Source organism: Neobacillus sp. NRS-1170, assembly GCF_050468025.1.
Genome location: NZ_JBITPF010000040.1, coordinates 19,945 through 45,905 on the forward strand (window position 1 = coordinate 19,945; position 25,961 = coordinate 45,905).

General features: G+C 38.3%; 22 protein-coding genes and 1 other annotated feature. Of the genes, 9 read left to right on the plus strand and 13 right to left on the minus strand.

Features of this window, described 5'->3' with window-relative positions; translation table 11 throughout:
- Nucleotides 1–135 precede the first annotated feature (135 nt).
- Together ACIFOT_RS18580 and ACIFOT_RS18585 are read right to left on the minus strand one after the other, a co-directional pair.
- On the minus strand, nt 136–648 hold the full coding sequence (locus ACIFOT_RS18580) for a hypothetical protein (protein WP_430066832.1): 513 nt from the start codon (nt 646–648) through the stop codon (nt 136–138).
- A gap of 98 nt (nt 649–746) precedes the next feature.
- Nucleotides 747–1,496 carry a YqjF family protein gene (locus ACIFOT_RS18585; RefSeq protein ID WP_430066833.1) on the minus strand — a complete coding sequence of 250 codons (750 nt, stop codon included), beginning with the start codon at nt 1,494–1,496 and terminating at the stop codon, nt 747–749.
- A 189-nt stretch (nt 1,497–1,685) separates the two neighbouring features.
- Between ACIFOT_RS18585 and ACIFOT_RS18590 the strand changes: the two genes are divergently transcribed.
- Both ACIFOT_RS18590 and ACIFOT_RS18595 read left to right on the plus strand, forming a co-directional pair.
- Entirely contained in the window at nt 1,686–3,098 is a 1,413-nt protein-coding gene (locus ACIFOT_RS18590) for an FMN-binding glutamate synthase family protein (RefSeq protein WP_430066834.1), read from the plus strand.
- Between the two features lie 57 nt (nt 3,099–3,155).
- Nucleotides 3,156–4,565 (plus strand): FMN-binding glutamate synthase family protein, encoded by a 1,410-nt coding sequence (locus ACIFOT_RS18595; RefSeq protein WP_430066835.1) that lies wholly within the window; start codon nt 3,156–3,158, stop codon nt 4,563–4,565.
- A 78-nt stretch (nt 4,566–4,643) separates the two neighbouring features.
- Here the strand turns inward: ACIFOT_RS18595 and ACIFOT_RS18600 are convergent, their stop codons facing one another.
- From ACIFOT_RS18600 to ACIFOT_RS18610, 3 genes are all read right to left on the minus strand, one after another.
- Entirely contained in the window at nt 4,644–6,221 is a 1,578-nt protein-coding gene (locus ACIFOT_RS18600; protein WP_430066863.1) for an Ig domain protein group 2 domain protein, read from the minus strand.
- A gap of 354 nt (nt 6,222–6,575) precedes the next feature.
- Nucleotides 6,576–7,505 carry a phosphate ABC transporter substrate-binding protein gene (locus ACIFOT_RS18605; protein WP_430066836.1) on the minus strand — a complete coding sequence of 310 codons (930 nt, stop codon included), beginning with the start codon at nt 7,503–7,505 and terminating at the stop codon, nt 6,576–6,578.
- Between the two features lie 197 nt (nt 7,506–7,702).
- Nucleotides 7,703–7,903: a hypothetical protein gene (locus ACIFOT_RS18610; RefSeq protein ID WP_430066837.1), complete on the minus strand. Its 201-nt coding sequence runs from the start codon at nt 7,901–7,903 to the stop codon at nt 7,703–7,705.
- A 671-nt stretch (nt 7,904–8,574) separates the two neighbouring features.
- Between ACIFOT_RS18610 and ACIFOT_RS18615 the strand changes: the two genes are divergently transcribed.
- The 4 genes from ACIFOT_RS18615 to ACIFOT_RS18630 all read left to right on the plus strand — a co-directional run bounded on the left by ACIFOT_RS18615 (nt 8,575) and on the right by ACIFOT_RS18630 (nt 12,052).
- Nucleotides 8,575–9,819, plus strand: a complete 1,245-nt coding sequence (locus ACIFOT_RS18615) for a saccharopine dehydrogenase family protein (protein ID WP_430066838.1) — start codon at nt 8,575–8,577, stop codon at nt 9,817–9,819.
- Between the two features lies 1 nt (nt 9,820).
- Nucleotides 9,821–10,948: a carboxynorspermidine decarboxylase gene (gene nspC, locus ACIFOT_RS18620; protein ID WP_430066839.1), complete on the plus strand. Its 1,128-nt coding sequence runs from the start codon at nt 9,821–9,823 to the stop codon at nt 10,946–10,948.
- Between the two features lie 564 nt (nt 10,949–11,512).
- Nucleotides 11,513–11,764, plus strand: coding sequence for a DUF2535 family protein (locus ACIFOT_RS18625; protein ID WP_430066840.1), 252 nt, complete (start codon nt 11,513–11,515; stop codon nt 11,762–11,764).
- Between the two features lie 63 nt (nt 11,765–11,827).
- On the plus strand, nt 11,828–12,052 hold the full coding sequence (locus ACIFOT_RS18630; protein ID WP_430066841.1) for a hypothetical protein: 225 nt from the start codon (nt 11,828–11,830) through the stop codon (nt 12,050–12,052).
- Nucleotides 12,053–12,122: 70 nt separating this feature from the next.
- Here the strand turns inward: ACIFOT_RS18630 and ACIFOT_RS18635 are convergent, their stop codons facing one another.
- Complete coding sequence (locus ACIFOT_RS18635; RefSeq protein ID WP_430066842.1) at nt 12,123–13,001, minus strand: LysR family transcriptional regulator; 879 nt, start codon at nt 12,999–13,001, stop codon at nt 12,123–12,125.
- 219 nt (nt 13,002–13,220) lie between these two features.
- Between ACIFOT_RS18635 and ACIFOT_RS18640 the strand changes: the two genes are divergently transcribed.
- Together ACIFOT_RS18640 and ACIFOT_RS18645 are read left to right on the plus strand one after the other, a co-directional pair.
- Nucleotides 13,221–13,847, plus strand: coding sequence for a chromate transporter (locus ACIFOT_RS18640; RefSeq protein WP_430066843.1), 627 nt, complete (start codon nt 13,221–13,223; stop codon nt 13,845–13,847).
- Between the two features lie 16 nt (nt 13,848–13,863).
- The gene (locus tag ACIFOT_RS18645; protein WP_430066844.1) at nt 13,864–14,406 is read left to right on the plus strand and encodes a chromate transporter; all 543 of its coding nucleotides are present in this window, start codon (nt 13,864–13,866) and stop codon (nt 14,404–14,406) included.
- 181 nt (nt 14,407–14,587) lie between these two features.
- On the opposite strand, the gene ACIFOT_RS18650 is transcribed toward ACIFOT_RS18645, so the two are convergent.
- The 5 genes from ACIFOT_RS18650 to ACIFOT_RS18670 all read right to left on the minus strand — a co-directional run bounded on the left by ACIFOT_RS18650 (nt 14,588) and on the right by ACIFOT_RS18670 (nt 21,596).
- Nucleotides 14,588–15,874 (minus strand): MFS transporter, encoded by a 1,287-nt coding sequence (locus ACIFOT_RS18650; protein WP_430066845.1) that lies wholly within the window; start codon nt 15,872–15,874, stop codon nt 14,588–14,590.
- A gap of 38 nt (nt 15,875–15,912) precedes the next feature.
- Nucleotides 15,913–17,103: a M20 family metallopeptidase gene (locus ACIFOT_RS18655; protein ID WP_430066846.1), complete on the minus strand. Its 1,191-nt coding sequence runs from the start codon at nt 17,101–17,103 to the stop codon at nt 15,913–15,915.
- A gap of 444 nt (nt 17,104–17,547) precedes the next feature.
- Complete coding sequence (locus ACIFOT_RS18660; protein WP_430066847.1) at nt 17,548–18,852, minus strand: hypothetical protein; 1,305 nt, start codon at nt 18,850–18,852, stop codon at nt 17,548–17,550.
- A gap of 745 nt (nt 18,853–19,597) precedes the next feature.
- Nucleotides 19,598–20,272: a uracil-DNA glycosylase gene (locus tag ACIFOT_RS18665; RefSeq protein ID WP_430066848.1), complete on the minus strand. Its 675-nt coding sequence runs from the start codon at nt 20,270–20,272 to the stop codon at nt 19,598–19,600.
- Between the two features lie 106 nt (nt 20,273–20,378).
- Nucleotides 20,379–21,596 carry an ROK family protein gene (locus ACIFOT_RS18670; protein WP_430066849.1) on the minus strand — a complete coding sequence of 406 codons (1,218 nt, stop codon included), beginning with the start codon at nt 21,594–21,596 and terminating at the stop codon, nt 20,379–20,381.
- Between the two features lie 297 nt (nt 21,597–21,893).
- Here ACIFOT_RS18670 and ACIFOT_RS18675 point away from each other — a divergent pair, with 297 nt between their 5' ends.
- The gene (locus ACIFOT_RS18675; protein WP_430066850.1) at nt 21,894–22,715 is read left to right on the plus strand and encodes a purine-nucleoside phosphorylase; all 822 of its coding nucleotides are present in this window, start codon (nt 21,894–21,896) and stop codon (nt 22,713–22,715) included.
- 55 nt (nt 22,716–22,770) lie between these two features.
- On the opposite strand, the gene ACIFOT_RS18680 is transcribed toward ACIFOT_RS18675, so the two are convergent.
- Both ACIFOT_RS18680 and ACIFOT_RS18685 read right to left on the minus strand, forming a co-directional pair.
- Nucleotides 22,771–24,099: an amino acid permease gene (locus tag ACIFOT_RS18680; RefSeq protein WP_430066851.1), complete on the minus strand. Its 1,329-nt coding sequence runs from the start codon at nt 24,097–24,099 to the stop codon at nt 22,771–22,773.
- 140 nt (nt 24,100–24,239) lie between these two features.
- Nucleotides 24,240–24,468 (minus strand) — a binding site (T-box leader).
- A gap of 162 nt (nt 24,469–24,630) precedes the next feature.
- Nucleotides 24,631–25,956: a gluconate:H+ symporter gene (locus ACIFOT_RS18685; RefSeq protein WP_430066852.1), complete on the minus strand. Its 1,326-nt coding sequence runs from the start codon at nt 25,954–25,956 to the stop codon at nt 24,631–24,633.
- Nucleotides 25,957–25,961: the final 5 nt, after the last annotated feature.

Below are 25,961 nucleotides of genomic sequence, written 5' to 3' on the forward strand. Positions count from 1 at the left end.
CCGTACTCCCTTGGTAATCTAAGACCAAGGGAGTTTTTCTTTGAAGACCAAAAAAAAATAAAATCACTTATTTGCTGCAATACTTTTCAGGGATGATCTTGGAACTACATCTAAAATATCTCTTTAAACCTCATCTTAATTTTTATTACTTGATAACTCAGTGTTTTTAGAACTACCTGCTATCTTAATTGATTTTTCCACAAAGTATTGAACTCCATATATAATAATGGCCAAGAATACACATATAAAATACCAGGTCCTGTTTTTCATCTTTATAAATTTGACAACTCCAACTTTATTACCAATGTAAGGCATAGGAAAAGCGTTAATAAGATCCAATACCATATTTGTCATTAAGTACCTTGGGAAATTCCCAAATGTTAATTTAAATATCCAAAGCGTTGCTACAAAATATGGCCCTAATATATATGTAAAATCTATTGGTCCAGGTGATAGAGGATTCTTAGTTATCCACCATTTTTTCTTATAGCAGAAAAGACTAAATACACTTAAGATCAAATTGACAAAACTTGCTACAGGCAAAAACCTAAAAAAACTTCGTTTCCCCATAAAAGGGACGGTTAACCAAGGAAGAATTAATGTTGCTAATGAGAACGTAATTTTTATATTATTCTTATTCTTACCCATTTCGATACTCCTTCAATTGATATAATCTTTTTCATTATTCTATAAAAAAACAAATATTATGTTTTTTATTTATACAAAAATTTCCGTTTGAAAGATTTTTACTTGCTCCGCCCTTTCTTAATATTCCAGATAAGCGAATCTACACCTTCGGAGAAATAAGCAGTCGGTTTTACTTCAGAAAGGTCAAAATGAAAAGGTGTAAAAAGGGTATTATTGACTATTTCTATCTCTGCCTTTTGTAATGGCCAAGGCTGATGGTGTATTTCACCGCAATAGATGTTGACTCCGTTAGTTGAACTATAGAGACAATATCGCTCAGTGAGCCAATGGTCCAGGGTTCCTTCTTTTGGAAAATAAACCTCCGATACGGGAAAATATTTGCCCTTAAATGAGATAATAGTATTCGCATTGCCTTTACGAACACTCTGGCACTGAAAGGATTGTCCTTCTTTTTGAAAAGAAATCTCCGACGAATAATAGGGTAAACGATACCATCTCTTTGCAATATTTAAGGAAGCCCAGTTCTGAACATCAATAGACAAAAAATAAATACCGGGTTTGCCATCACATTGAACATAAGTTCTAACATTGATCTCCGGAAATTTAGGGGTAACGGAAACAGATGAAATTCCCCGGGGATAGATTCCCTCTATTACGAATAAAATGACCCCTAACCAGGCGGAGCCATTATAGGTGTCAATTTGTAAAGAGGAAGGAACATAAGGCCGTAATTTTTCAAGCGAAATTGGCCAATGCAAAAACAATAGATTTTTCCATGTTTGTCGCATAATCCAATACTTCGAAGGTAATGGCCAAGGACGATGAACAATATCATTCATTATATGCATGAAAAGCTCCCCCTGTTTTTATATGTTCATAGTTTGGTGAAAAATAACAATTTCATACGAATAGGAAAAATAAAAAAGCTCAACTATTTTAAAGCATTCCCATACTATTTATATGATTTTCCTGTTTTTGGATATACTAGGAATGGTGGATTTCCTTATTGAAAATATGCTGAGTATGGAGCAATAAATATGTTGAACATTTTTTATTATTTGACCTTTGCAATGGTAGCATTTATTTTTTTATTCTTAGTTTTCATGCTTTTTGGATGGCGTTGGTTAATGAAGCGAATGGTGAAGCAAATGGGAAAAATTATTTTAACAGACAGTTATCAAGAAAATGTAATGGAGTTAATGCCGGGACTCCGGCATATGGGCATTCAAAATATGCTTGAAAATAGCTTGCGTGCTGAAACAGGCGACGTTCTCCACCGCCCGATGGGGTCTTCAAAAAAATGGCCGCATTTAGATCCCATTACTTTTATCCCTGCCCAAACAACACCCTTTCCTATAGACGGAGAAGAAGATGTCGATGTGCAGGTAACCCTTGGGCCAAATGCAAAAAAACCAATGAAAATAAAAATCCCGTTAATGATCAGCGGGATGGCCTACGGGATTGCCCTCAGTGAAGAAGTGAGACTCTCTTTAGCAGAAGCCGCTAATAATGCAGGAACCGCTATTAATTCTGGTGAAGGGGGAGTCTTACCTGAGGAGCTAAATGCAGCCGGAAAGTATATTTTACAGTTCTCCAAAACAAAATGGGCAAAGGAAGAAGAAGTCATTAAGCGGGCCGATATGATAGAAATTAAGTTAGGACAAGGCGCATTATTTGGGACAGGCGGGAAAATTTCTCCTAAAAATTTAACAGGCCGTGCCCGTGAAGTGATGGGGTTAAAGGAAAATGAGGATGCCGTGATTTATGATAATTTTGTTGAAGATCAAACACTGGATGACTTGAAAGAACTTGTTGATGAGCTGCGGAGCCTGACAGGTGGTGTTCCCATTGGAGTAAAAATGGGGGCTGGCGGAAAAATTGAAGAAGATATTGATCATTTAATTTATTTGGGTGTTGATTATATAGCCATTGATGGCGGACAAGCGGCCACACTCGGTGCCCCGCCTATTTTATCTGACGACGTTGGAATCCCAACTCTGCATGCGATTGTCAGAGCTGCCAATCATCTAGAAAAGAGAAACATGAAGGGAAAAATTAGTTTAATTGCCTGTGGAGGACTTCTAGTACCGGGGCACTTTTTAAAAGTGCTCGCCCTCGGAGCCGATGCAGTATATGTGGGCTCCGCTATGTTATTTGCCGTCTCACATCCACAATCCTTGAATGCCATGCCGTTTGAGCCGCCTACACAAGTTGTTTGGAATCAAGGGAAATACAAGGATCAATTTAAGATTGAAGAAGGGGTAAAATCAGCGGAGAAATTCTTAACTGCAAGTACGGAAGAAATAAAAATGGCATTAAGAGCAATGGGAAAAAGCTCTTTAAAAGAGTTATCAAAAAAGGATCTGGTGTCTTATGATGAATTGACCGCCAAAATGGTTGGAATTCCGTTTTCGTTTGAACCATGGGAAAACAAACATATGGAGACATAATTGTTCATCACTCGATCCAACTTTTCTCATTTTCTGTAAAAATGGAGAAGATTGACTATGGCAAACATATTATTTTATTTGACTTTTGCAATGATGTCCCTACTATTTGTCGTGCTTATATTCATGCTCGTTGGTTGGCGTTGGATTATGAAACTAATAGTGAAAAAGGCAGGGAAAATCATTTTAACTGACAGTTATCAAGAAAATATTATCGAACTGATGCCAGGACTTCGGCATATGGGCATTCAAAATATGCTAGAAAATAGCTTGCGTGCTGAAACAGGAGCAGTCCTTTTTCGCCCGCTAGGCGGCTCTTCAAAAAATTGGCCGCATTTGGACCCCATTACCTTTATACCCGCACAAACTTCTCCATTTCCAATTGATGGTGAAGAAGAGGTAGATGTTGCCGTTACCATTGGGCCAAATGCAAAAAAACCAATGGAAATAAAAATTCCACTTATGATTAGTGCAATGGCATTTGGGATTGCACTTAGTGAACAAGCAAGGCTTTCATTAGCAGAAGCAGCCCAAAAAACAGGAACTGCAATAAACTCTGGGGAGGGTGGAATACTGCCTGACGAATTAAACGCAGCCGGAAAATATATTTTACAGTTTTCAAAAACAGAATGGGCAAAGGACGAAAATGTGATTAGACGTGCTGACATGATTGAAATTAAATTAGGTCAGGGAGCCTTAGCGGGAATGGGCAAAAAAATCCCCCCGGAGAGTTTAAAAGGTCGTGCACGTGAAGTGATGGGACTTAAGGAAAATGAGGAAGCGATCATTTATGAACATTTTTGTGAAAATCAAACACTTGTAGATTTAAAGCTGCTTCTGGAGGAACTTCGCGTCATATCAGGTGGTGTTCCAATCGGTGTCAAAATTGGTGCAGGCGGAAAAATTGAAGAAGATATTGATCATTTACTCTTTATGGGAGTTGATTTTATTGCCATTGACGGCGGACAAGCAGCTATGCACGGGGCACCGCCCATTTTATTTGATGACTTTGGGATCCCGACATTGCATGCGGTAGTTAGAGCTGCTAATCATCTGGAAAAAAGAAACATGAAGGGAAAGATTAGTTTAATCGTTTCAGGAGGGCTTTTGGTCCCCGGTCATTTCTTAAAAGTTCTTGCCCTCGGAGCCGACGCTGTCTATCTAGGCTCTTCCATGTTGTTTGCTCTTGCCCATGATCAAGTCTTGAATGCACTTCCATTTGAACCGCCTACACAGGCTATTTGGTATGACGGGAAGTTCAAGGATCAATTTAAGGTTGAAGATGGGGTAAAAGCAGCGGAGAAATTCTTAACAGCAAGTACAGAAGAAATAAAAATGGCATTAAGAGCAATGGGAAAACGCTCTTTAAAAGAGTTATCAAGAAAGGATTTAGTGTCCTATGATGAATTGACCGCTAAAATGATTGGAATTCCGTTTTCCTTTGAACCATGGGAAGACAAACAAGTGTAAGGTTCCATCTTCAGGAGAGAACATTGTATTGTTCTCCCCTGATGACTAGAGCCTTTATATTGAACCTGCCTTTATTAATTAATTACTAATCACTATATCATCAAAATTAATCCTCATCCCCGAAGTCCCTGAAACGACAATTCGGAATCGGACAGGTGCTGTTTGAGTAAAGGTAAAGGTTTTAACAGTTAAAGTGGTTGTACTAGTATTCGCACTTCCAACGTTTGTCCATGTCGAGCCGCCATTCGTGGACATTTGCAGCTGCCAATTCGCTCCGCTGTCGGTACCGAAATTGGCATGGGAAATTTGAATGCTTTTTGCCCCGCTTACATCGAAATTCATCTTAATAGATCCAGATGCACGGACACGTGCTGACTGTGAACCTGTTTTCTTATCCGTAGATAAATTACCCATGAGGGCGTTATCAAAATACCAAGAACCACTCGCAAGCGTCACATTGCCTGCAGTATAGGCCGTTTTGGTCCCGGACTCAAACTTTTCATTCAATGCTGTTGTTCCAGTTCCACCAGATCCACTGGAGCCATAGCCATATGACCCCGATTTGAAAGTAGATGGATCATACCATTTATAGCCTGTCGCAGGCGCAGCCCACGGTTCTGCCACCGGTTCAGTCGATGTTTGCGGATTTTCCAATGATAGTAAGGCGGTTGGCTGATCCAGCTGTAATCCGCTAACCTGTGATAAGGCTGTATAGCTTTCCTGCTTTGATAGCCAATCAATGATATTCACCAGCAAAGTACCATCGTTCTGTTCTTTAAATCCATCGTACGTTGTTTTCTTTGCTCCCGTTTCCTCGCGCAAATATTTTGGAGTCGCATCTTCTACTGGCGAGGAATCACCAATAAACGCTGCCTTTCCTAATCCTAGCTTGGAAACAGCTGCATAGGGGCCCTCCGCTCTGCCTCCCCCATTATATACACCTTGGTCAACCGCGCTGCCCCAGGATGTTGAGGTTGGTGGAAGATAAACAATGCCCTTTGCTTTGTTAGGGTCGGTAATCGCTAATGTAGAGCCGGCATGCATCGCGACTGTAGAAACGCCTGAGGTAATCCCAAAAGCCTGACTCGGAGCCACAATATCATTGGCCGTTACATCTCCAATCGCATTGTAGCGGAATCGGATACCGAAGTAAGCTGACAGCCAGTCCGATCCTGTTACACCTTGCATAGCTGCAGAAGAAGCTTCCTCTGTTCCCATTCCTTTTGTCGGATTGGAATAAGCTCCCCGGCGGAAACCGTTAAAGACCTCCGATGCATCCCAGCGGTTTTTGTTGCGATCCGCATTATAATGATCGCCAATAAAAAAGATACTCCCACCGTTTTGTACATATTGAATCATGGCTGCCTGTTCAGTAGTTTTGTAAGGGATATTTGCTTCCCCGATAACGAACACATTGTAGCCTTGTAAATCTTGATAGGTAATCGGAGTGTTTTTTCGCAGCTCTTTGGCAAAATAGCCTTTGTTGGCTAAGGCATTCGCAAAGTCAGAGAATCCTCCATCCAAAACCCAATCTGCTGCTCCAGCTGTTTGTCCATGAGTATTATCAAACAGAACCTTCTTGCCATTTGCAGTCCCCACCGGCTGAAGCTGTGGTGCAGGATCCAGAGCATTTTCGGCTGAAGCACATGCTGTCATAAAAAAGAAAGATGCAGACAAAAGCAAAAGTACAAACGAATAAACTGAAACCTTTGGACGCGTCATTCCTTTCACTCCCCTTTTGTGTATTCTTCACTAAAATACCACACTAATGTTGATGGAATGTAAATAATTACTAAAAATAGAAATTTTCCCAACATACTAGAATAGTAAAGAGTATATCTTTCTTGTTCCTAACAACTTCCTGCTGCATTTTGTTGGATAAGACGCAATAAGTAATACACATAAAGAGGCATGTTCAATGCCTCTTTTATACGGATACGATTGTTGCAAAACAAAAGCCGACCATCACTGGCCGGCTTTTAAATTCTATTAAACTTTTATAAATTATTCTTATTTATTCGTTTGATTACCTTTTGCGTCACGCTCTACTTCCATTTTTGTTACAGGAAGATATCCTTGTTCTTTTAACAAGTTGTTTTGGATATCATCTGACATCATATAGTCAAGGAACGATTTTGCAAGGTCTGTAGGCTCACCTTTTGTGTAAGAGTGTTCGTAAGCCCAAACTGGGAATTTACCAGTTTGTACATTCTCTGCAGTCGGTTCTACGCCATCAATTGCAAGTGGTGTTACAGAATCATCAGTGAAGTATGAGAATGCAAGGTAACCAATAGCACCGTCAGTTTCGTTAATAATCTTTTTAACTGTGTTTGAAGAATCTTCCGTGATTCCTTCAGCAGGAGTTGCCCCATCAAGTGCGAACTTGTTGAATACTGCACGAGTACCAGAAGAGTCAGGACGGTTTACAAGAACGATTTTTTGGTCTTTTCCGCCAAGTTCTTTCCAGTTCGTGATTTTTCCAGTGAATACTTTAATTAAATCTTCTTTTTTAATGTCTTTAATACCAACTTTAGGGTTAACAGCAGCAGTCATACCAACAACCGCAACTTTATGGTCGACAAGCTGATCAGCTGGAACGCCTTCTTTTTCTTCGGCGAAAACGTCAGAGTTACCAATTTGTACAGATCCTTCAGCAACTTGTGATAAGCCTGTACCAGATCCCCCCGCATTTACTTGAATATCAACATTTGGATTTGCTGCCATAAATTCTTCCGCTGCCGCTGCCACTAATGGCTGCATTGCAGATGAACCAGAAACGACTAATGAGCCGGAAAGTTCTTTCTTTTCTTCAGTTTTAGGTGTTTCTTTCTTTGCAGTTCCTTCTGCTTTATCTGTAGAAGCTCCGCCGCCACATGCTGCCATGAAAACCATCAATGCTGCAAATAATGTAAGTAGACTTAATTTTTTTAAGCTTTTCAATTCTTATTTCCCCCTACTAATTTGGTAGTAACATTCTGTTTTCCTTGCAAAATTGATAATAAACCAAAATTGTAAAGGGAGTATTAAGGGGGTGTAAACTTTGATGTATAATTTTAAAAAAATAAAATCCCCTCGCTTGTAGAAAGAGTAGTATATCAACATTTTTCTTTCTACTATAAGGGAATTTTAAAAAATAGTTATTCTTTTTCTGTTATAAACCATCCATTAGGTTTTTTTTCGAAATGGAAAAGATCTTCATCGAATTTTTTTCGGAGTATTCTATATTCTTCATTTTCTACTTTGGTCTGGGTCACTTTAATTTTTTTCAGCGTTATTTCAGGTTTCTTGACTTCAATGACCAAATCATTAATCATAAAAAACGTTTTTTGATATCTCATACTCCACTTCCTTTCTTTTATATTACTTACGTATAGGATTTGCCAAAAATGAATAAAACCCTTGTTAATTTTTTGTAAAAAATCCACTCGTCGGCTTAGTGGTGCAGCCCATTAGAACAAAAAAATACTTTTCCAATAAAATATTTCGACATTTATTGATAAATTTTTTAGAATTTAGTATTGCTATTATTTTTAAATGTGATAATATGTAATAGCATGAAATTGGAAAGCTGATATTCAAAATCTTGAGTCTTTCCAAGCAGATAATTTTGACCACTTCCTTAAAGAAGTCAAGGCCATACGGACAGCCGGGTCAAATGCCGATTGGCAACTTTGGTTGCCTTATTGATTGAGTTAAAAGCTCAAATTTTATAAGTTGGTTACTTTACAACCAGTGCATATGCACACAACTTGTGAAACGGTCAATAAGAGTGGTAAAAGTAATTATTTGCTATATAGACTCTGATCCTATTAAGATATATTTTGAATATTAATAAGCTTTCTACCATACTGTCCTAGGACTTTTGTGATAGACGGATTCCTATGACTTTTGTCATAGTATTTAATATTGATTATATCTAAAGCAAGTGTTGTGCGCAGGTATGCGTTTTTCACTTGCTTTTTTTGTTGTTGTTGCAAAATCAAAATCTATTAAGTTAGGAGATAGGAGAATGGGAAAAGCACTTATTATTGGCGCCGGCGGCGTGGCATCAGTAGCTATTCATAAATGTGTTCAAAACAGCGAGGTATTTGAAGAGATTTGTATTGCAAGCCGTACTAAATCAAAATGTGATGAATTAAAAGCAAAACTTGACGGCGGCAAAACTAAAATTACAACTGCACAAGTTGATGCAGATAACGTGGATGAGTTAATCGCATTAATTAATGAAGTAAAACCAGATATCGTTATGAACTTAGCATTACCATACCAAGACTTAACTATCATGGATGCTTGTCTTGCAACAAAGACTCACTACATGGATACGGCTAACTATGAGCCAGAAGATACGGCTAAATTCGAATATAAATGGCAATGGGAATACCGTGAGCGCTTTGAAAAAGCTGGCATTACGGCTCTTTTAGGCAGCGGTTTTGATCCAGGTGTAACAGGTGTATTCTCTGCTTACGCGCTAAAGCACTATTTTGATGAAATTGAATATATCGACATTCTTGACTGTAATGGCGGCGACCACGGCTATCCGTTCGCTACTAACTTCAATCCTGAAATCAACATCCGCGAGGTTTCTGCTAACGGACGTTATTGGGAAAACGGTGAATGGGTCGAGACCGAGCCAATGGAAATCAAACGAGTTTATGACTTCGCTGAAGTAGGCGAAAAAGATATGTACTTGCTTTACCATGAAGAGCTTGAGTCACTTGCACAAAACATTCCTGGACTTAAGCGTATCCGTTTCTTCATGACATTTGGCCAAAGTTATATTACACACCTAAAGGCCCTTGAAAACGTTGGAATGACTTCTATCGAGCCAATCGAATTCGAAGGAAAACAAATCATTCCACTTCAGTTCTTGAAGGCAGTATTACCAGATCCAGCTTCCCTTGGACCACGTACAGTCGGCAAAACAAACATCGGCTGTATCTTCAAAGGGAAAAAGGATGGAAAAGATAAAACCTATTATGTTTACAATATTTGTGACCACCAAGAGTGCTATAGAGAAGTTGGTTCTCAAGCTATTTCCTATACAACAGGCGTACCTGCGATGATTGGTGCTGCGATGATCATGACTGGCAAATGGAATAAGCCGGGCGTATTCAATATTGAAGAGTTTGATCCAGATCCATTCATGGAAGAGTTAAACAAATGGGGTCTTCCATGGGTAGAAGACTTTAATCCTGTACTTGTGGATGCATTGCCAGAAGAAGCAGAAGAAAAAGAGCTGGAGCTAGTTCGATAAGATGCGGTTTGAAGAATTACCAACGCCTTGTTATGTAGTTGATGAAGCTCTTATAGAAAAAAATCTAAAAATCCTAAATGGCGTAATGCAGCGTACAGGAGTTAAGATTGTTTTGGCACAAAAAGCATTTTCTATGACAACTATGTATCCCCTCATTGGAGAATATTTGAGCGGTACAACGGCTAGCGGCTTGTTTGAGGCCCGTTTGGGACACGAAGAAATGGGCAAAGAAAATCATGTCTTTGCCCCTGCCTACCGTGAAGATGAAATCGACGAAATCATCTCGATTTGCGATCATATTATCTTTAATTCCTTCTCACAGTTGGAAAAATTTAAAGATAAAGCTCTTCAAGCTGGCAGGAAAGTGGGCTTGCGCATCAATCCTGAGTGTTCAACACAAGTTGGCCATGAAATCTATGACCCATGTTCACCGGGTTCCAGATTTGGTGTAAGACAGGAAGATTTTCGTCCTGAACTACTTGATGGTGTTTCAGGACTGCATTTCCACACCCTTTGCCAGCAGAATTCTGACGATTTAGAGACAACTCTTAATGCCGTGGAAGAAAAGTTTGGACAATGGCTATCGCAAATGGAATGGATCAACTTTGGCGGCGGCCACCATATTACGAGGGAAGATTATGATATCCCGAGACTTGAAGCATGCATTAAGAGAATGCAGGAAAAATACGGATTAGAAGTTTATCTTGAGCCAGGAGAAGCTATCGCTCTCAACGCAGGATATCTAATCACATCTGTACTTGATCTCCATAAAAACGGAATCGATATTGCCATTCTTGACACATCTGCAACCTGTCATATGCCGGATGTGCTGGAAATGCCTTACCGTCCTCCTTTATTTGGCTCAGGGGAAGCAGGCGAGAAGCCATTTACTTATCGCCTTGGCGGCCAAACCTGTCTTACAGGCGATGTGATCGGCGATTATTCGTTTGACCAGCCATTAAAGAGCGGCGACAGATTGGTTTTTGGTGATATGGCGATTTACTCCATGGTGAAAAACACCACGTTTAACGGCATGCCTTTGCCAGCGATTGCGGTACAGGATAAAGATGGCGATTGTAAGGTCGTACGCGAATTTGGCTATCAAGATTTTAAAGTGAGACTTGCTTAAAAGAATACTAGAGTTTTTGTAAAACCAGATTCTAAAACTAGAATCTGGTTTTTTTATGATGGCTTTATTAAAGCTTCTTGTTGTTTTGTAAAAATAAGATAGGCCTAGATCTTATATTTCATTGACGCTGTAGTTTGTTTTTTTGTTCTGCTGGCAATGAAACGTTCTTTCATTTACCGTTGAAGCTTCCTTTTTTGCTCTGCGGGCAATGAAAGGCTCTTTCATTTACCTTTGAAGCTTCCCTTTTTGCTCTACCGGCAATGAAACGCTCTTTCATTTACCGTTGGAGCTTCCTTTTTTGCTCTGCGGGCAATGAAACGCTCTTTCATTTACTTGCACCTCACGTTCTACGTTACCGTAAACTTTCTATCATCCCGTTTTCGGTCACTTAGACCATTTTTGTTTTTAGGTAAATGAAATGTTTGACTGTAAACAATCTCAAGACAAAATTATCAACTAACAGAGCCTTTATAAAATTTGTCCATAAAATTTTAACAATATTTAGACGCTTTAGTGTTCTAATGCGTTATAATAGTATAAAACTGGAAAAAAGAAGATGATATTTTGTTATTTAAGAGCCTCGAATTCAAAAATTCAGCTGGACAAAAGATTAAAATCATTGACATCCCTGTTATGGATAAAAATAATCCCTATTTTTTTATGATGGAAGTTCGCCTGGAATCCTTTATCTTATCCCTTGATAAGAATCCTCAGGAAAAAAGCTGTTATTCCTTCCGTGATTACTTGAAGCCAAAAATGAGATGGCCTGATTACAAAGAGTTATTTAGCATTCAAGCGTTTAAAAATAACGCTTAATATTCAATATATCCAGCGGCTCCTGCTGGATTTTTCTTTTTCCGATTCTTATCAGGCAGTAAGATGTGTTATTTTCTGAAAAGCAGTAATGAAATATTATTAGTTAGCGAAAACTATCAGCATATATTGAAATTTCCTTTAGAGGTAATGATGATGAAAGATCATCGAAAAAATACGGTGAATATTGTTTCGAATGAAGCTGTACGGGGAAAGCCCTATCTTGATATTGACCGTGTCATTACGGAGAGTAAAACAGAACAAGCGCAGGAAAAATATAAAACCACTTAAGAAATAGGGATGCTCTTCACTTTTAAGGCATCCCTTTACACAACCCTTTCACGATCTCGCAACAGGCTCATTATATATGATGGAGAAAATCCAAAAATTGAGAAACGCCCAATTTATTGAAGCGGTGATGTTTTTTAACCAGCCATAAATCCCTCATAATCTTTACTCCAATGATTACTACTTCTCGTAATGTCCCTTGTTCCAATTCTTTGACAACCGTTAAACGCGGCAAGATACTAATCCCAAGGCCAGCCTCTACAGCGCTTTTTATCGCTTGGGTACTTCCTAACTCCATATAACTTTCAATTTTATCCAAAATTCCATTTTCTCTTAACATATTTTCTACGATCAGACGTGTACCAGATATGGATTCACGCCAGATTACTCTTTCATTTGCCAGCTCTTCTATGTTAATTTGCCTTCCCCACGTATGATCGGGCGAACAAACGAGAATAAGCTCGTCAACCGCATATTTCTCGACCTTCAGATTACCGTTGTCCACAATTCCCTCCACCATGGCCAAATCGATGACATCATTGGTTAAATCCTCTAAAATGCCAGGGGTATTTTTAATCGTCAAGGTTACTTTTATATCAGGCATTTCCTTCTTGAATCGACCTAGCAGGCTGGGCAATAAATATTCCCCAATAGTAAAGGAAGCACCGACATGGAGGGTTGTATTATGCTCACCTATCGACTGTTTAATCACTTCACTGGAACGATAAAAGTCGTTCACGATTGATTTTGCAAAAGGATAAAGCATTTTTCCGGCCTCTGTAACCCTCATTTTCCCTTCCGCTCTATCAAATAACAACGTCCCATAATAATTTTCCAGTTGGTGGATTTGTCTCGTTACAGCTGGCTGCGTGACATAATTTAATCTAGCGGCTTGACTGATGCTTCCTTCATCCACTACCAAACAAAACATTTTCAAATTTTCTATGTTCACGAAACAATTTCCTCCTAGGATATGGGGTTCAATATAAAATATGGTAACACATAAAGTATAAAAATCAGATACTTTTACTGGGGTATTACAAATTATTATACCCTATAATTTTGTTGCAATTTATTCTTCTTGACGCATCTGATAACATAATAGATGTATGATAGATTCCGAAAATATTATTCTAATATAAAAAGATCGCACTAAGGGAGAAGGATAGATATGAAAGAAGAATGGATAAAGCTATTCCAACTATTTTGGACCTTTTTTAAAATTGGACCCGCTACATTTGGCGGTGGTTTTGCGATGATTCCATTAATTGAGCGGGAAGTAGTAGAAAAGAAAAAATGGATAGAAAGTGAAGACGTTACAGATTTGTTTGCCTTAGCACAATCTGTTCCGGGAGCAGTCGCCATCAATTCGGCATCCTTTATCGGACACAAAGTAGGCGGAGTCAAAGGGGCAATCGCAGCGATGATCGGTGTCTCGCTGCCTACCTTTTTAATTGTGTTAACTCTCGGAATTTCTTATCTATTCATTCATGATAATCCGAAGATCGAAGCTGCATTTGTTTCAATCAGAGCTACTATTTTAGCCATCATTGTTTATGCAGCCATTAAAACGATCAAAACTTCTATCGTGGATAAAACTACGTTTTTCATTATGCTTATTGGCGTGCCGGCATTATTCTTCATTCATCCAGTCTTAGCCATCTTCTTTGGAGCTGTATCTGGATCGATTTCAGTTTTTATTAAAAGAAAACTTGGCTACAAAATAACGCCAGGAAAAAACAAGGAAAAAGTTACATCCTATACCAGCAATGATTATTTTATCGGAGATGGAATATAAACGGGAGGAAAACTAAATGGTTTTGTGGCAGCTGTTTAAAACATTTTTTTGGATTGGTTTAGTTTCTTTTGGCGGGGGATATGCGATGATTCCGATAATAAACTCGGAAGTCACCCGCTTCGGATGGATACCGGTAGAACAATTTACCAATTTAATTGCCATTTCAGGGATGTCACCAGGTCCAATTGCAACCAATAGCGCAATATTAGTTGGGTATTCAACTTCCGGGATAGCTGGGGCCATCATATCGGCCATTGCTATTTTAATTCCCTCTATTATATTGGTCATTTTAATCGCTTCATTTTTTAAAAGAATAAATGATAATAAAATTGTTCAATCCATGTTCTATGGATTAAAGCCTATTGTTACTAGTTTAATCATTTATGCTTCTATTAGTTTTGCGTTATCAAATCACTTGCTTACTTTTAATATCTCATTTCGTATGGTAAGTCTGCTGGTCATTTTTGGACTATCCTTATTTGTATTAATTAAATACCGTTGGCATCCTCTTTATGTCATTATCCTTTCGGGATTAGTGGGTGTAGCTCTCTATAGCTAAACCTTCAAAAAATATAAAAGACGAACAGTAGTTAAGGGAGAATCAACATGATCCTCCCTTTTTTTAAGTAGTAGTATCAGTATGTCTAAGATTTAGAGATTAATTGCATTATCTTGAAGTTTTTACACCAGAACCTTCATACCTTACTCAATTATGGAAGGGGTGGATTTTAAAACATTTACTATATATTTCTTGCTGTATGAATAATTTCATTCTTGGTAGTTTCAAGCCATGGCTTTTTTACTTTGAGTAATAAAATACATGCAAAAATAGCAACGACTAAGAAAATAGATCCGATTAAGTAAGAAGATGTATAACCAAATTTTTCAACTAAAATCCCAGAGACGGTTCCAAGAATAGATGCCAAAAACATGAAAAACGCATATAAACCTGAATAGATAGTAGCATAGTGCTTTGTCCCAAAAAATTTGGAAGTAAAGATTGGCAATGCTACAAAGTTAAAGTTCAAACCAGCACCACCAAATAGGATATAAAGATATACAAGCCCTAAAGATTTACCAAGAAGCACCATCGAAACGAGTGTGATGACACCTAACGAAAAACCAGCCATACAACCTTTCGATAGTCCAAACTTATCAAACAAATAGCCAATAGTCATTTTCCCAAGCATTGAACAGATACCAAATGCAAAAAGAATCTGACTGAGCCGAACGTCGCTAACACCGATATCAGTCAAATAGGATGGAGTTTGAACGACGTCAATCATTTGCGGAATTGATGTTCCAATTAAAAATACAACAACAAGCCAAAACGCAGAAGTTTTGAATGATTGACCCAAAGAAATTCCTACGCTTGAATTTGGTTGAACCTCTGAAGATGTTTCAGCTGGTACTTCAGGGTCACCTTCGTTTAACCCATAAGCTTTTAGATTCTTATCTTCAGGGCGAGTATAAATAAGGGTTCCGCAAATAACGGCAAGGATAAAAACGGCTACACCCCAAACAACAAAAGCTGATTTGTAACCTGAGCTCGAAATGACTAAGTTCAAACTTGGTGCGAAAATAGCAGCTCCAAGTCCAACCCCAGCAACAGCGATACCCATTGCTGTTCCTCTTTTTGCCTTAAACCAGTTTGTGATAATTATTGGAACAGGTAAGATAGAAACTGAAACTATAATAAAACCAATTAGGAAAGTAATAACCGTCAAAATGCTCAAGGAATCAATTTTGCTCATTGCGATAATCAATATACCTTGTATTATACCAGCGGCCAGAACAGCTATCTTTAAGTTTGCTTTGCTAAGCAATTTGGCTAGTAAAATATTACCAACAATTGTACCAATGAAATAGAGTGATATTAAAGAAGAAACACCAGCTATAGAATAACCTTTAGCTTTGACCATTGGGTGCAAAAAAACTGCTAGGGATGAGACAACTCCAGTTCCCAGCGCAGTTAAGATAGTACATGCAAAAACAACGATCCAACCATAAAAAAATTTCTTTTTCATCAAAGCACCCCTCAATGGTATTATTTATAAATCCACTCCTAAATCCCCTTTTTAATTGCTATTTGTTGCTCAAAGTCCCTGTGGACATTTCCTCTAAATTCATCATCCAGAAAAACTTTTAAAACCATGCGACTTATCATTTCCGCGCCGTTTTTTAGACTTTCATGCGCTTTTGGCATTGTCGTTGCTTTTGCGAAATCGGTGGTATGAAGGGCACACTGTTCATCCGTAATCGAAATCATCGGATGTAATGATGGGCAACAATAACTCACATTTCCGATATCAGATGAACCTAATGGACCCGAAATGTCATTCACACGTAAACCAAGAGATTCCATAATATTCTTCATTTCTTTCTCAGCCGCCGCATTACTCACCATGTCTGCGAAGTCTTCGTACAAACGTTTCCATTCGAATTCGCAATCGAAAGCTATAGCGGCTCCTTTTGCGCAATTTAAAATTGCTTTTTGCGCTGATTCTATGGCGGCAAAAGAGTCAGCACGAAATTCTACTATCACTTCAGCTGTATCAGGAATTACATTAGATGCTTTACCACCATCTGTAAAAATTTGATTGATATTTACGTCTTTTGTAAGGGTTTGTCTTCTTGCATCAATCAAATCAACAAATTTTCTTGCGGCAGTTAGAGCATTTCTCCCATCCCATGGGCATGCAGCCGCATGAGCAGTCTGTCCGAAAAATTTGAATTGAAAGTTTTTTAGACCAAGGAACTTTGCATTAGGTTCATTTATTCCGCCCATGTAACTATGCAACATGATGGCAAAATCCATTTTATCAAATACACCGTTTCTAGCCATTCCGATTTTTGCCCCAAATGTTTCCTCTGCTGGAGTTCCGATTACGTAAAGATTTCCTTTAAAATAATCTTTTAACTCGTGAAGGGCAAGCCCCGCTAAAACAGACATAGAGCCATGTAAGTTATGACCACAGGCATGTCCGATGTCCGGAAGTGCATCGTACTCTACTAATATAGCAACAGAAGGGCCTTCACCATTTTTTAACTCAGCACAAAAAGCAGTTTCGTAACCAGAGAAAGGATATTGAACGTCGAAGCCAACTCTTTCTAAAATATTTACGATTCTCTTGCTGCTTTCGAACTCTTTCCCTGACACCTCTGGATTTACAGCTAAATCGTCACTTAAAGCAACCATCCCACTGTAATGTTTTTGGATTGAAGTTGTGAGAAAATCTGACAGAAAAGTATCCATAAACAACACCTACTTTCATCTTCTTAAAATATTAACTTACCTACATGATCGAGAGACAGGCTGCCCTTTGGAAGCGGAATGCAGAGTGCAAGGATTGTGCAAATAAGAAAAAAGACGGCATATACAGCCGATAAATATTTCCAAAGTGGAACAGATGGTAACCCCTTTCTAATACATAGTAATAAATAACCAGAAAACCTATCCAATATTTTCATAAAAAATCACATCAAAAAGAAATCTAATCCAATCTACCTGCCCTCCCTTAGTCATCAAAGGATCAATTTTCATAATACTCGTACATCCATGCGAAAATTCATTTAAAGATCATTTAAGGAAAATCTTCCTTAATTACTCTTTAAATGAATTTTAATCGATGATAGCGTTTTCTTCAACTGTTTATATGAATTTTCTAAAAACAAAAAATAAACACCCAAATATGGATGTTTATTTTAAACGATATAATTTACTAGGTCTTCCACGAAAAGAGGAAGATTCTTCTCCAATGCACTCAATTAGACCAACTTCACATAAATCTGTAACAATACGTCTTGCGTTCCGATCTGTCATATTCAGGTGTGCGGCCAAATCCTTTGTCGTAAAGTCGTTCCATCCCATTTTCCTGATTAGAGCATCAATTTTGTGAAAAGTTTTAACGCTGATATTACCCTTTTTCAGTTTCTGTAAAAAATCTTTATCCTCCGTACGAAAAGAGTAGGTTATCTCTTCTTTTTTCCCAATGGACTCGGTAATCTTTCCGTTGTCTTGGACAATTAGTATCTTCCGTTCAGGCATTTCCTTTGATTGCCTAATTGACACCTGCGCGTTTATTTCTGCAGAAAAGGCTGTCTCTCCAAATCCGATTCCTACAACAACCGTCGATTCCGATTCTAGAGACAACTGCTCTAATGTATGTTCTAACATAGGAATTTCTCGTTCAATCGCGCCACGGGAGCTAAATATCACATATTTACCATACCCTTTTTCTATCAAGGATCCATTTAATTGTTCACAGAATTTAAGGAGTATCTCCTTTAAACGCAGCTCCAAAAACTGTAAATCATATGAACTCTTCGCATTCTGCATAATGCTTTCAAAATGCTCGATCTCAATAATTTCCACACCAATTTGAGTGTCCTTTAAGTAAAAGCCCTTTATTTTTTCAGTTAGTATCCTAAGAGTTTGGCGAATTTCCATCCGGCTAGTTGACATCCATTCGACTGGTAAACCAGCTTCTTTTAAGTGCTTATATATTTTTGGAAAACAGGTGATTGCTCCATCAATTTTTTTTGATTCCCATAAATCTAGGTGAAAATGTAACAATTCCTCCATATTAATATCATCTGACTCAAACTTTTTCACGTAAATCTCATTAAATGTCATAGACAACTGTTCTACTGCCTCTTCAAATAAGTTGGAATAAGAGAATATATCGATACTCAATCTTTTGATCAATTTTTCCGGTGAATAGATTATATTTAAAAAACTTTTGTATAAACTAGATTCCGTATGTGGGATATATAAAAGATTTTCATTAGAACCTAAAACCTTTCTCGCGATCTCATATGGCAATTCGCCAGAAAAAAGCCAAGTATGAATCTTTTTATTATTATCTTTTACAATTTTTTTTGTTTCCTCAGGTTCTTCATAAGGGAGAGCTACAAATTCCATTCCCTGCTCAAATTCTTTAGCTATTTCAAGAATTCGTTCTAATGACCAACTTGGTCCAACCACTCCGATTCGATACATCATTAGAACACCTACTTCCAATTTGGTTAATTTAAATTAATTTTCCATATAAGAAAGATAATTTATTTTTGAACTATATAACTTTGTTTCTCAATAATAGAATTATATTAATAATTGTAACAGCAACTACCCTTTGATGTCTTCATGGTAATAATAATATTATTACTGGTTGAGAATTAACCTTATGTATACTTCTTCATAATCTTCACTATTATTTTAATATATATATCCAATTTAATTATGAACAGTTATTCCACAAAATGGCCCGATTGTTGAATAAGAGTTAAAGAAACTGTCTAGCCTTTACCTGAGTAATGTGACCATTCTCAATCTAAGCCAGAAACATTTCGTACAACTATCCTGCTTCGTTAGTGAAAGAAGAAAAAGCTGCCAAAATGACAGCTTCAGTTGCCGTTTCATTATCACAAGATTACTTGTGATAATGAAATGAAAAAAAATCGAAAAAACTATTCCAGTTCCAAATCGTCTTTTACTGCAATGTTTACCAATGTAATAAAAGCTATCGCCGCCAGCGCCAGGGATGAAATTTTTCCCGTTTCTGTTCCCATCTCATCCGTAATAATATGTTTATAATATTTGCCAACTACTTCTTTAATTGTTCATTTGCCTTCCTCCCACCTAATACGTCAATGCACTTACCACATTCTTAATCCCATCTGGTAAGCTATCCTGTTTATGATTAATGTTCTGGATCAATTATTCCTATACCAAGATTTTCATCCATGGTCTATAAATCAGGTATTTGCCAATCAATCTCCTTTAACCCGATTTCCCGCAAAATGGCATTCGTACGGGAAAATGGTCTGCTGCCAAAAAAGCCCCTATTGGCGGAAAATGGACTTGGATGAGGAGACTTAATGATAAAATGCCGTGAGGAGGTAATCAGCTGTTGTTTTTGTTGGGCGAAATTCCCCCATAGGATAAATATAACCGGTGTCTCCCTTTGATTTAGTGTTTCAATGACTTTGTCAGTGAACATCTCCCAGCCAAGGCCCTTATGGGAGTTTGGGTTTCCTGCCCGGACCGTTAAGACCCCATTAAGCATCAATCCCCCTTGCTTAGCCCACTTCACCAGGTAACCATTGTTAGGGATATAGCATCCAATATCTGACTTAAGTTCCTTATAAATATTTTGCAATGATGGAGGAACAGTCACCCCCGGCTTAACAGAAAAACTTAATCCATGGGCCTGCCCGGGACCATGATAGGGATCTTGTCCAATAATGACTACTTTCACATCGTTATACGGAGTTAAATGCAGCGCATTAAAAATATCATACTGATCCGGATAAATATCTCTCATTTGATATTCTTCCTTTAATATTTTACGAAAATGTTGATAATACGGCTTTTCGAATTCCCCATCAAGTAAATGGGCCCAGTCATTTTTTAAAATAGCCATTGCCAATACACACTCATTTCTAAAGATATTAAACTATTTCCATTATAGTAGTGGATAGGTGCCTGGCACCACCTGAATTCTGTCGGATTTTGACACTTTGCATTTTTTAGGGCAGAGTTTCTTCAGTGAAATGGTCTAATACCATACATCCCGCGCCCTGAGCGACAATATTGTAGGCTGTGGTTGACTTAATAATCTGGACAGGACTATTTGGATAATTCATCATCCGCTTTTGGGCAATGTCAGAGGCAGCCTCGAAGAAGAGCGGTTTTGGTACTAGTGTTCCACCAAAGATGACAATATCAGGACGGAGCAGATAAATTAGATTAGAAAGACCGATACCAAAATAGTAAGCCGCCTCCTTCACTACCTCCAGACATAGCGGGTCTTCGTGCTCAAGAGCTTCCAAAATATGAAAAAAATTAATATCTTCCACATGAATGAATTTTTCTTTAAGAAAAGAGTTTTGACCACGTTTCAACCTCTGGATAACTTCATTACGAATAGCCGGCAGACTGCTGTATGCCTGCAAACAGCCATATGATCCGCAGGAACAGCGTTGTCCATGAAGATCCACAATCATATGTCCAAATGCATCCGCCATTTCCTTTTGATTAGTAACCAATCTGCTATGGAGGATCATACTGCAGCGAATCCCCATATCACTTGAGACAAAAACTAGATTATCTGTTTCTTTCCAATAATGAGTACGATATTCCGCTAATGCCGCTAAATTAGTGCCATTTTCCAACATTACAAGCGTTTGATTTTTTTTGTGTAAATAGTCGATAATATTTAGTTGATCCCAGCCGCCGGCTGGGAATAAATTTGGATTTAAGATAACTCCGTGTTCCTGATCTATGGGGTCAAGCACGCCTACACCAATTCCGAGCATTTTTTCCTTCGGAATGTTATGTTGATCCAGCAGCTCTTCGACAGTTCGAGACACATAATCTAATGTGTACTCCCCTGTACAATGGGCATCCATTTTTAATTTTTCTCCACCTAGGATATGTAAATCTAAATTGAGGAGCAGCACTGTTGTATATAAATTAGTGATCTCCACACCAATTAAATAGAAAGCATCAGGATCGATAACAAACATCAACGGCTTCCGTCCGCCACTTGATTTCCCTAATCCATTATCTTTTACCAATCCTGCCTTAACAAGATCATCCAGCAAACGAACACAAGTCGCATGTTTATAACCAGTCAGTTCAGTTAATGTTTTTACCCTTACTGGTCCTAGCTTGCGCACTAAGCTATATAAATGCTTTAAACTCTTCTCCTTTTGCGAGGTTAAACCCACAAATTGCTTTAGCATATTTTTCCTCCAACATACTATTTTGCGATTTGCCAACTCTTTTTAGTTTACTCGATTTATTACAAAAGAAGAAGGTGCTGCTATATAACTTTTTATCATTTTTTATAAAAGTTTTTTCCATAACCCTATTAATCATAGAAAAACGCTATCTATCATTCGATACTTTTTATCAAAATGATTTTTAGTCTATTTACATATGCCAAAGATTCATTTAAACTTTTATTGAAGTAATGGCGCAAGGTTAAACTGCATGTCTTTTAACACATACGTTCTATTCATTCAAGGGAGGAATTTTTCATGCACAAATTACAAGATATTTTTGAGGCAAGAGATTTTATTATGAGTAAAACGGACTACCGTCCTACAATTGGAATGATTTTAGGGTCAGGATTAGGAACTCTTGCTGATGAAATTGAAAATCCTGTCAAGATTCCGTATAGCGAGATTCCTTACTTTGCTAAGTCTGAAGCTGTTGGACATGCAAATGAATTAGTCATTGGGGAATTAAAAGGAAAGACCGTAGCCGCTATGAAAGGACGTTTCCACTACTATGAAGGCTTTACATTAGATGAAGTCACTTTCCCTGTCCGTGTCTTAAAAGCACTTGGAGTTGAGAATCTACTCATTACCAACGCTTGCGGCGCTGTTAATACAAGCTTTAACCCAGGAGATTTAATGCTTATTACGGATCATATTAATTTAGTCGGAACCAATCCATTAATTGGTCCAAATAATAATGAGCTGGGCACACGTTTCCCTGATGTTTCTCAAGTATATAATCTTGGTTTACGCAATATTGCTGTTCAAGTTGCCCAAGAACAAAACATAACCCTTCAACAAGGTGTATATGCATGGTGGAGTGGACCGGCCTACGAAACGCCGGCGGAAATCCGCATGATTCGGACATTAGGAGCCGATGCGGTAGGTATGTCTACGGTTCCAGAAGCGATTGTTGCAACCCATGGAAATATGAAGGTACTTGGAATTTCATGTTTAACCAATATGGCATGCGGAATTTTAGATCAGCCATTAAGTCATGATGAAGTCATTGAAGTCGCAGGAAGAGTTAGAGCAACATTTGTTCAATTAGTAAAAGGTATATTAGAAGGAATGGAATAGACAGAAAGTAAGCGGCTGGGGGTTAATCATCAGCCGCTCTACTTTTTGCCTATCTTCAACTATTCTGTTTTTTATCTGCAAAAACCGAACATAGAATTAAGATAAGCAGCATACTTAAACAAACATAAATACTCACTCGATTCTGCTCGCTGAAAGCAAATACCACACAACTTATGCTTAACGCTAATGCAGTAAATAAGGTTACATATGGAAAGCCCCATACTTTAAAATGCGGCAGCTTTGTATAAGTTTTCCGAAGCTTTAGTTGCGCTAAACAAATGCTGATCCACACTAATGATACCGTAAATCCTGGAATGGCCATCAAGTACCCAAAAACACGGTCAGGTGAAAAGTACGCAACAAATGTCCCTCCAATTAAAATAATAGCGCTAAAGATAACACTATATAATGGAACACCATTTCTAGAAACATACGAAAATAGTTTCGGTGCTTCCCCTTCTGCGGCCAATGAATACAGCATTCGTGTACAGCCATAAATCCCGGAGTTTGCAGCAGACAAAACTGCTGTAATAAGGACGAAGTTCATAATGTGAGCTGATCCACCAAATCCGACTGCGGATAACACTTGCACAAATGGGCTTGCTTGGCTGCCGATTTCATTCCAAGGAATTAATCCGCAAATGATAAGGATTGGGAGCGTATAGAATATCACGATTCTCCATATTACTCCTTTAATCACTTTTGGCAATATCTTCTCTGCATCCTTCGTTTCGGTTAATGTCAATCCGATAAGTTCGGTACCGCCATATGAAAAAATGACGATTAACAGTGCGGAAAACACTCCTGACCACCCGTGGGGGAAAAATCCTTTGTGCTGTACATAATTTTGCACATAGTCAGTTTCATTGCTCGGGATAAAACCGAATAAAATACCAGCGCCTAAAACAACGAATAAAACAATCATGGTAATTTTAATACCGGCAAACCAAAATTCAATCTCTCCGTAACGCTTTACATTCATTAAATTAATAGCCACTATGAAAATAGCACTTATAAAGCTTAAGGACCATAAAGACATAGAAGGAAACCAATATTGCAGAAAGCTCCCTGCTGCAATCACTTCAATGACACATACCACTAACCACATAAAACAGTACAGCCATCCGATCACAAAAGACATGTTCGTTCCAAATGCTTTACGAATAAATCCTTTCATATTCATTCCAGGATAAGCAATGGCCATCTCCGCGATTGCCCCCATAACAACAAGAAGCAATAATCCTGCAAATAGATAAGAAAAAATAACAGCGGGCCCCGCTATCGATACTGTTTCAGCAGTCCCTTTAAATATACCTGTGCCGATTGCTCCTCCTAGTGCCATCAAACGTATATGACGAGGCAATAAATTTTTTTGTAATTTCATCCTTATTTTCTCCTTTATTAATTTGATTTAAAGAATAATCCATATTAATCAGTGTGGTTTTTCTATTAATAAAAAAATCGTCCCTGTCTTAAGCGACAGGGACGTATTGTTTCCATAAAAAAGTCCCTACTGACAGTATCAGTAGGGACGAAAATATCGCGGTACCACCCTAGTTGCAGACTCAGTCTGCCTCTCGACTTTGTTAACGATCATGTTTGACCGTCTTTCCCTTCATAAAGGTCGCCCTTTACTTCGAAAAAAATGCTCCGGGACCGAAATTCATCCTTATCTTTGTACTGATTTTCACCTTCCATCAGCTCTCTAAAACAGTGAGATAAGCATTACTTATATTCCCTTCATTGCTCAATCATTTTTCAATTCATATGAAGAAGTTACGCTCTACAGTAAGCATGCTTTGTATTATAGAGGCCGTATTAATATTCTGTCAATGATTTTAGAAATATTTATGAAAAGAGGCACCCAACGTTAAGTTTGGGTGCCTCCTAAATTCAGTAATCAATAGTATGATGCTTAAACAAACACATCTAAAATTAAAACCAGAATAAAGGCGACAAAAGAAAGAATCGTTTCCATGACGGTCCATGTCTTGAATGTTTCTTTAACCGATAATCCCATATATTCTTTAACCATCCAAAAGCCGGCATCATTTACATGTGATAGCATTAAAGAGCCTGCTCCAGTCGCAATTACTAATAATTCCAGGTTAACACCCGACATATGCGCCACTACTGGAGAAACAATACCGGCTGCGGTTGTTAACGCTACAGTAGCTGATCCAGTAGCCACTCGGATTAATCCCGCAACCAGGAAGGCAAGGACAATCGGTGACAAGGAGAATTGCTCGGACATTGCTGCAATTGCGTTTCCGACACCGCTTTCAATTAATATTTGCTTGAACGCTCCGCCTGCCCCAATAATCAGTATAATCGAGGCTAATGGCAATAAACATTCTTCCGTTAATTTTTTAATTAACGTCTTGTCCATACCCTGGCGGTAGCCCAAGAAGTAATAGGCAGCAAAACATGAGATCAACAAAGCAATAACAGGGCCGCCAATAAGCAATAGGAATTTTTCAATTGCAGCTGGCAGTGAAAGATGTGGAGCAATTACCGTTAACATGATTAATAAAACAGGAAGTAAGATAATGAAAAACGAAATCCCGGTGCTTGGTAATCCACTTGACTTTGTCTCCACACGTATTAATTCTGGTTCACCAACAGGAGTTACCCGTTTATGAATCCATTTCGAAAAGAGAGGTCCGGCAATGACGGCTGTTGGAAAAGCAATAATTAAGGAATAAAGCATTACTTTACCTAAGTTTGCATTATAAATGCCAATTGCTGTCATCGCACCCGGATGCGGAGGAACCAATCCGTGCACAATCGATAATCCTGCAAGCACAGGGATCCCAATTAACAAAATGTTTTGTTTCGTAGATTTGCGAATCGAAATAACCAAAGGCAGCAAGATTACTAGACCAACCTCAAAAAAGACGGGAATTCCGATAATAAACCCTGAAAGAAGCATCGCCCATGGCAGGTATTTCACACCGAATTTTTTGATAAAGAAATCGGCTACCTGCATTCCCGCACCTGAGTCGGACATCATTTTACCTAAAATCGTTCCAAGCGCTAAAATCCCAATCAAATGTCCAAGGACTGCGCCCACTCCCGTTTCATAGGCTGTGACAATTTTGTCCATTGGCACACCCGAAAAAACGGCTAGAAATAAACCGGCAACTGTTAAACTGATGAATGCATGCCATTTCCACCAAGATACGCCTAAAATGACGATTACAATAGCTGCCAACGTAATTCCTATTAAATATAAATTCATATTTT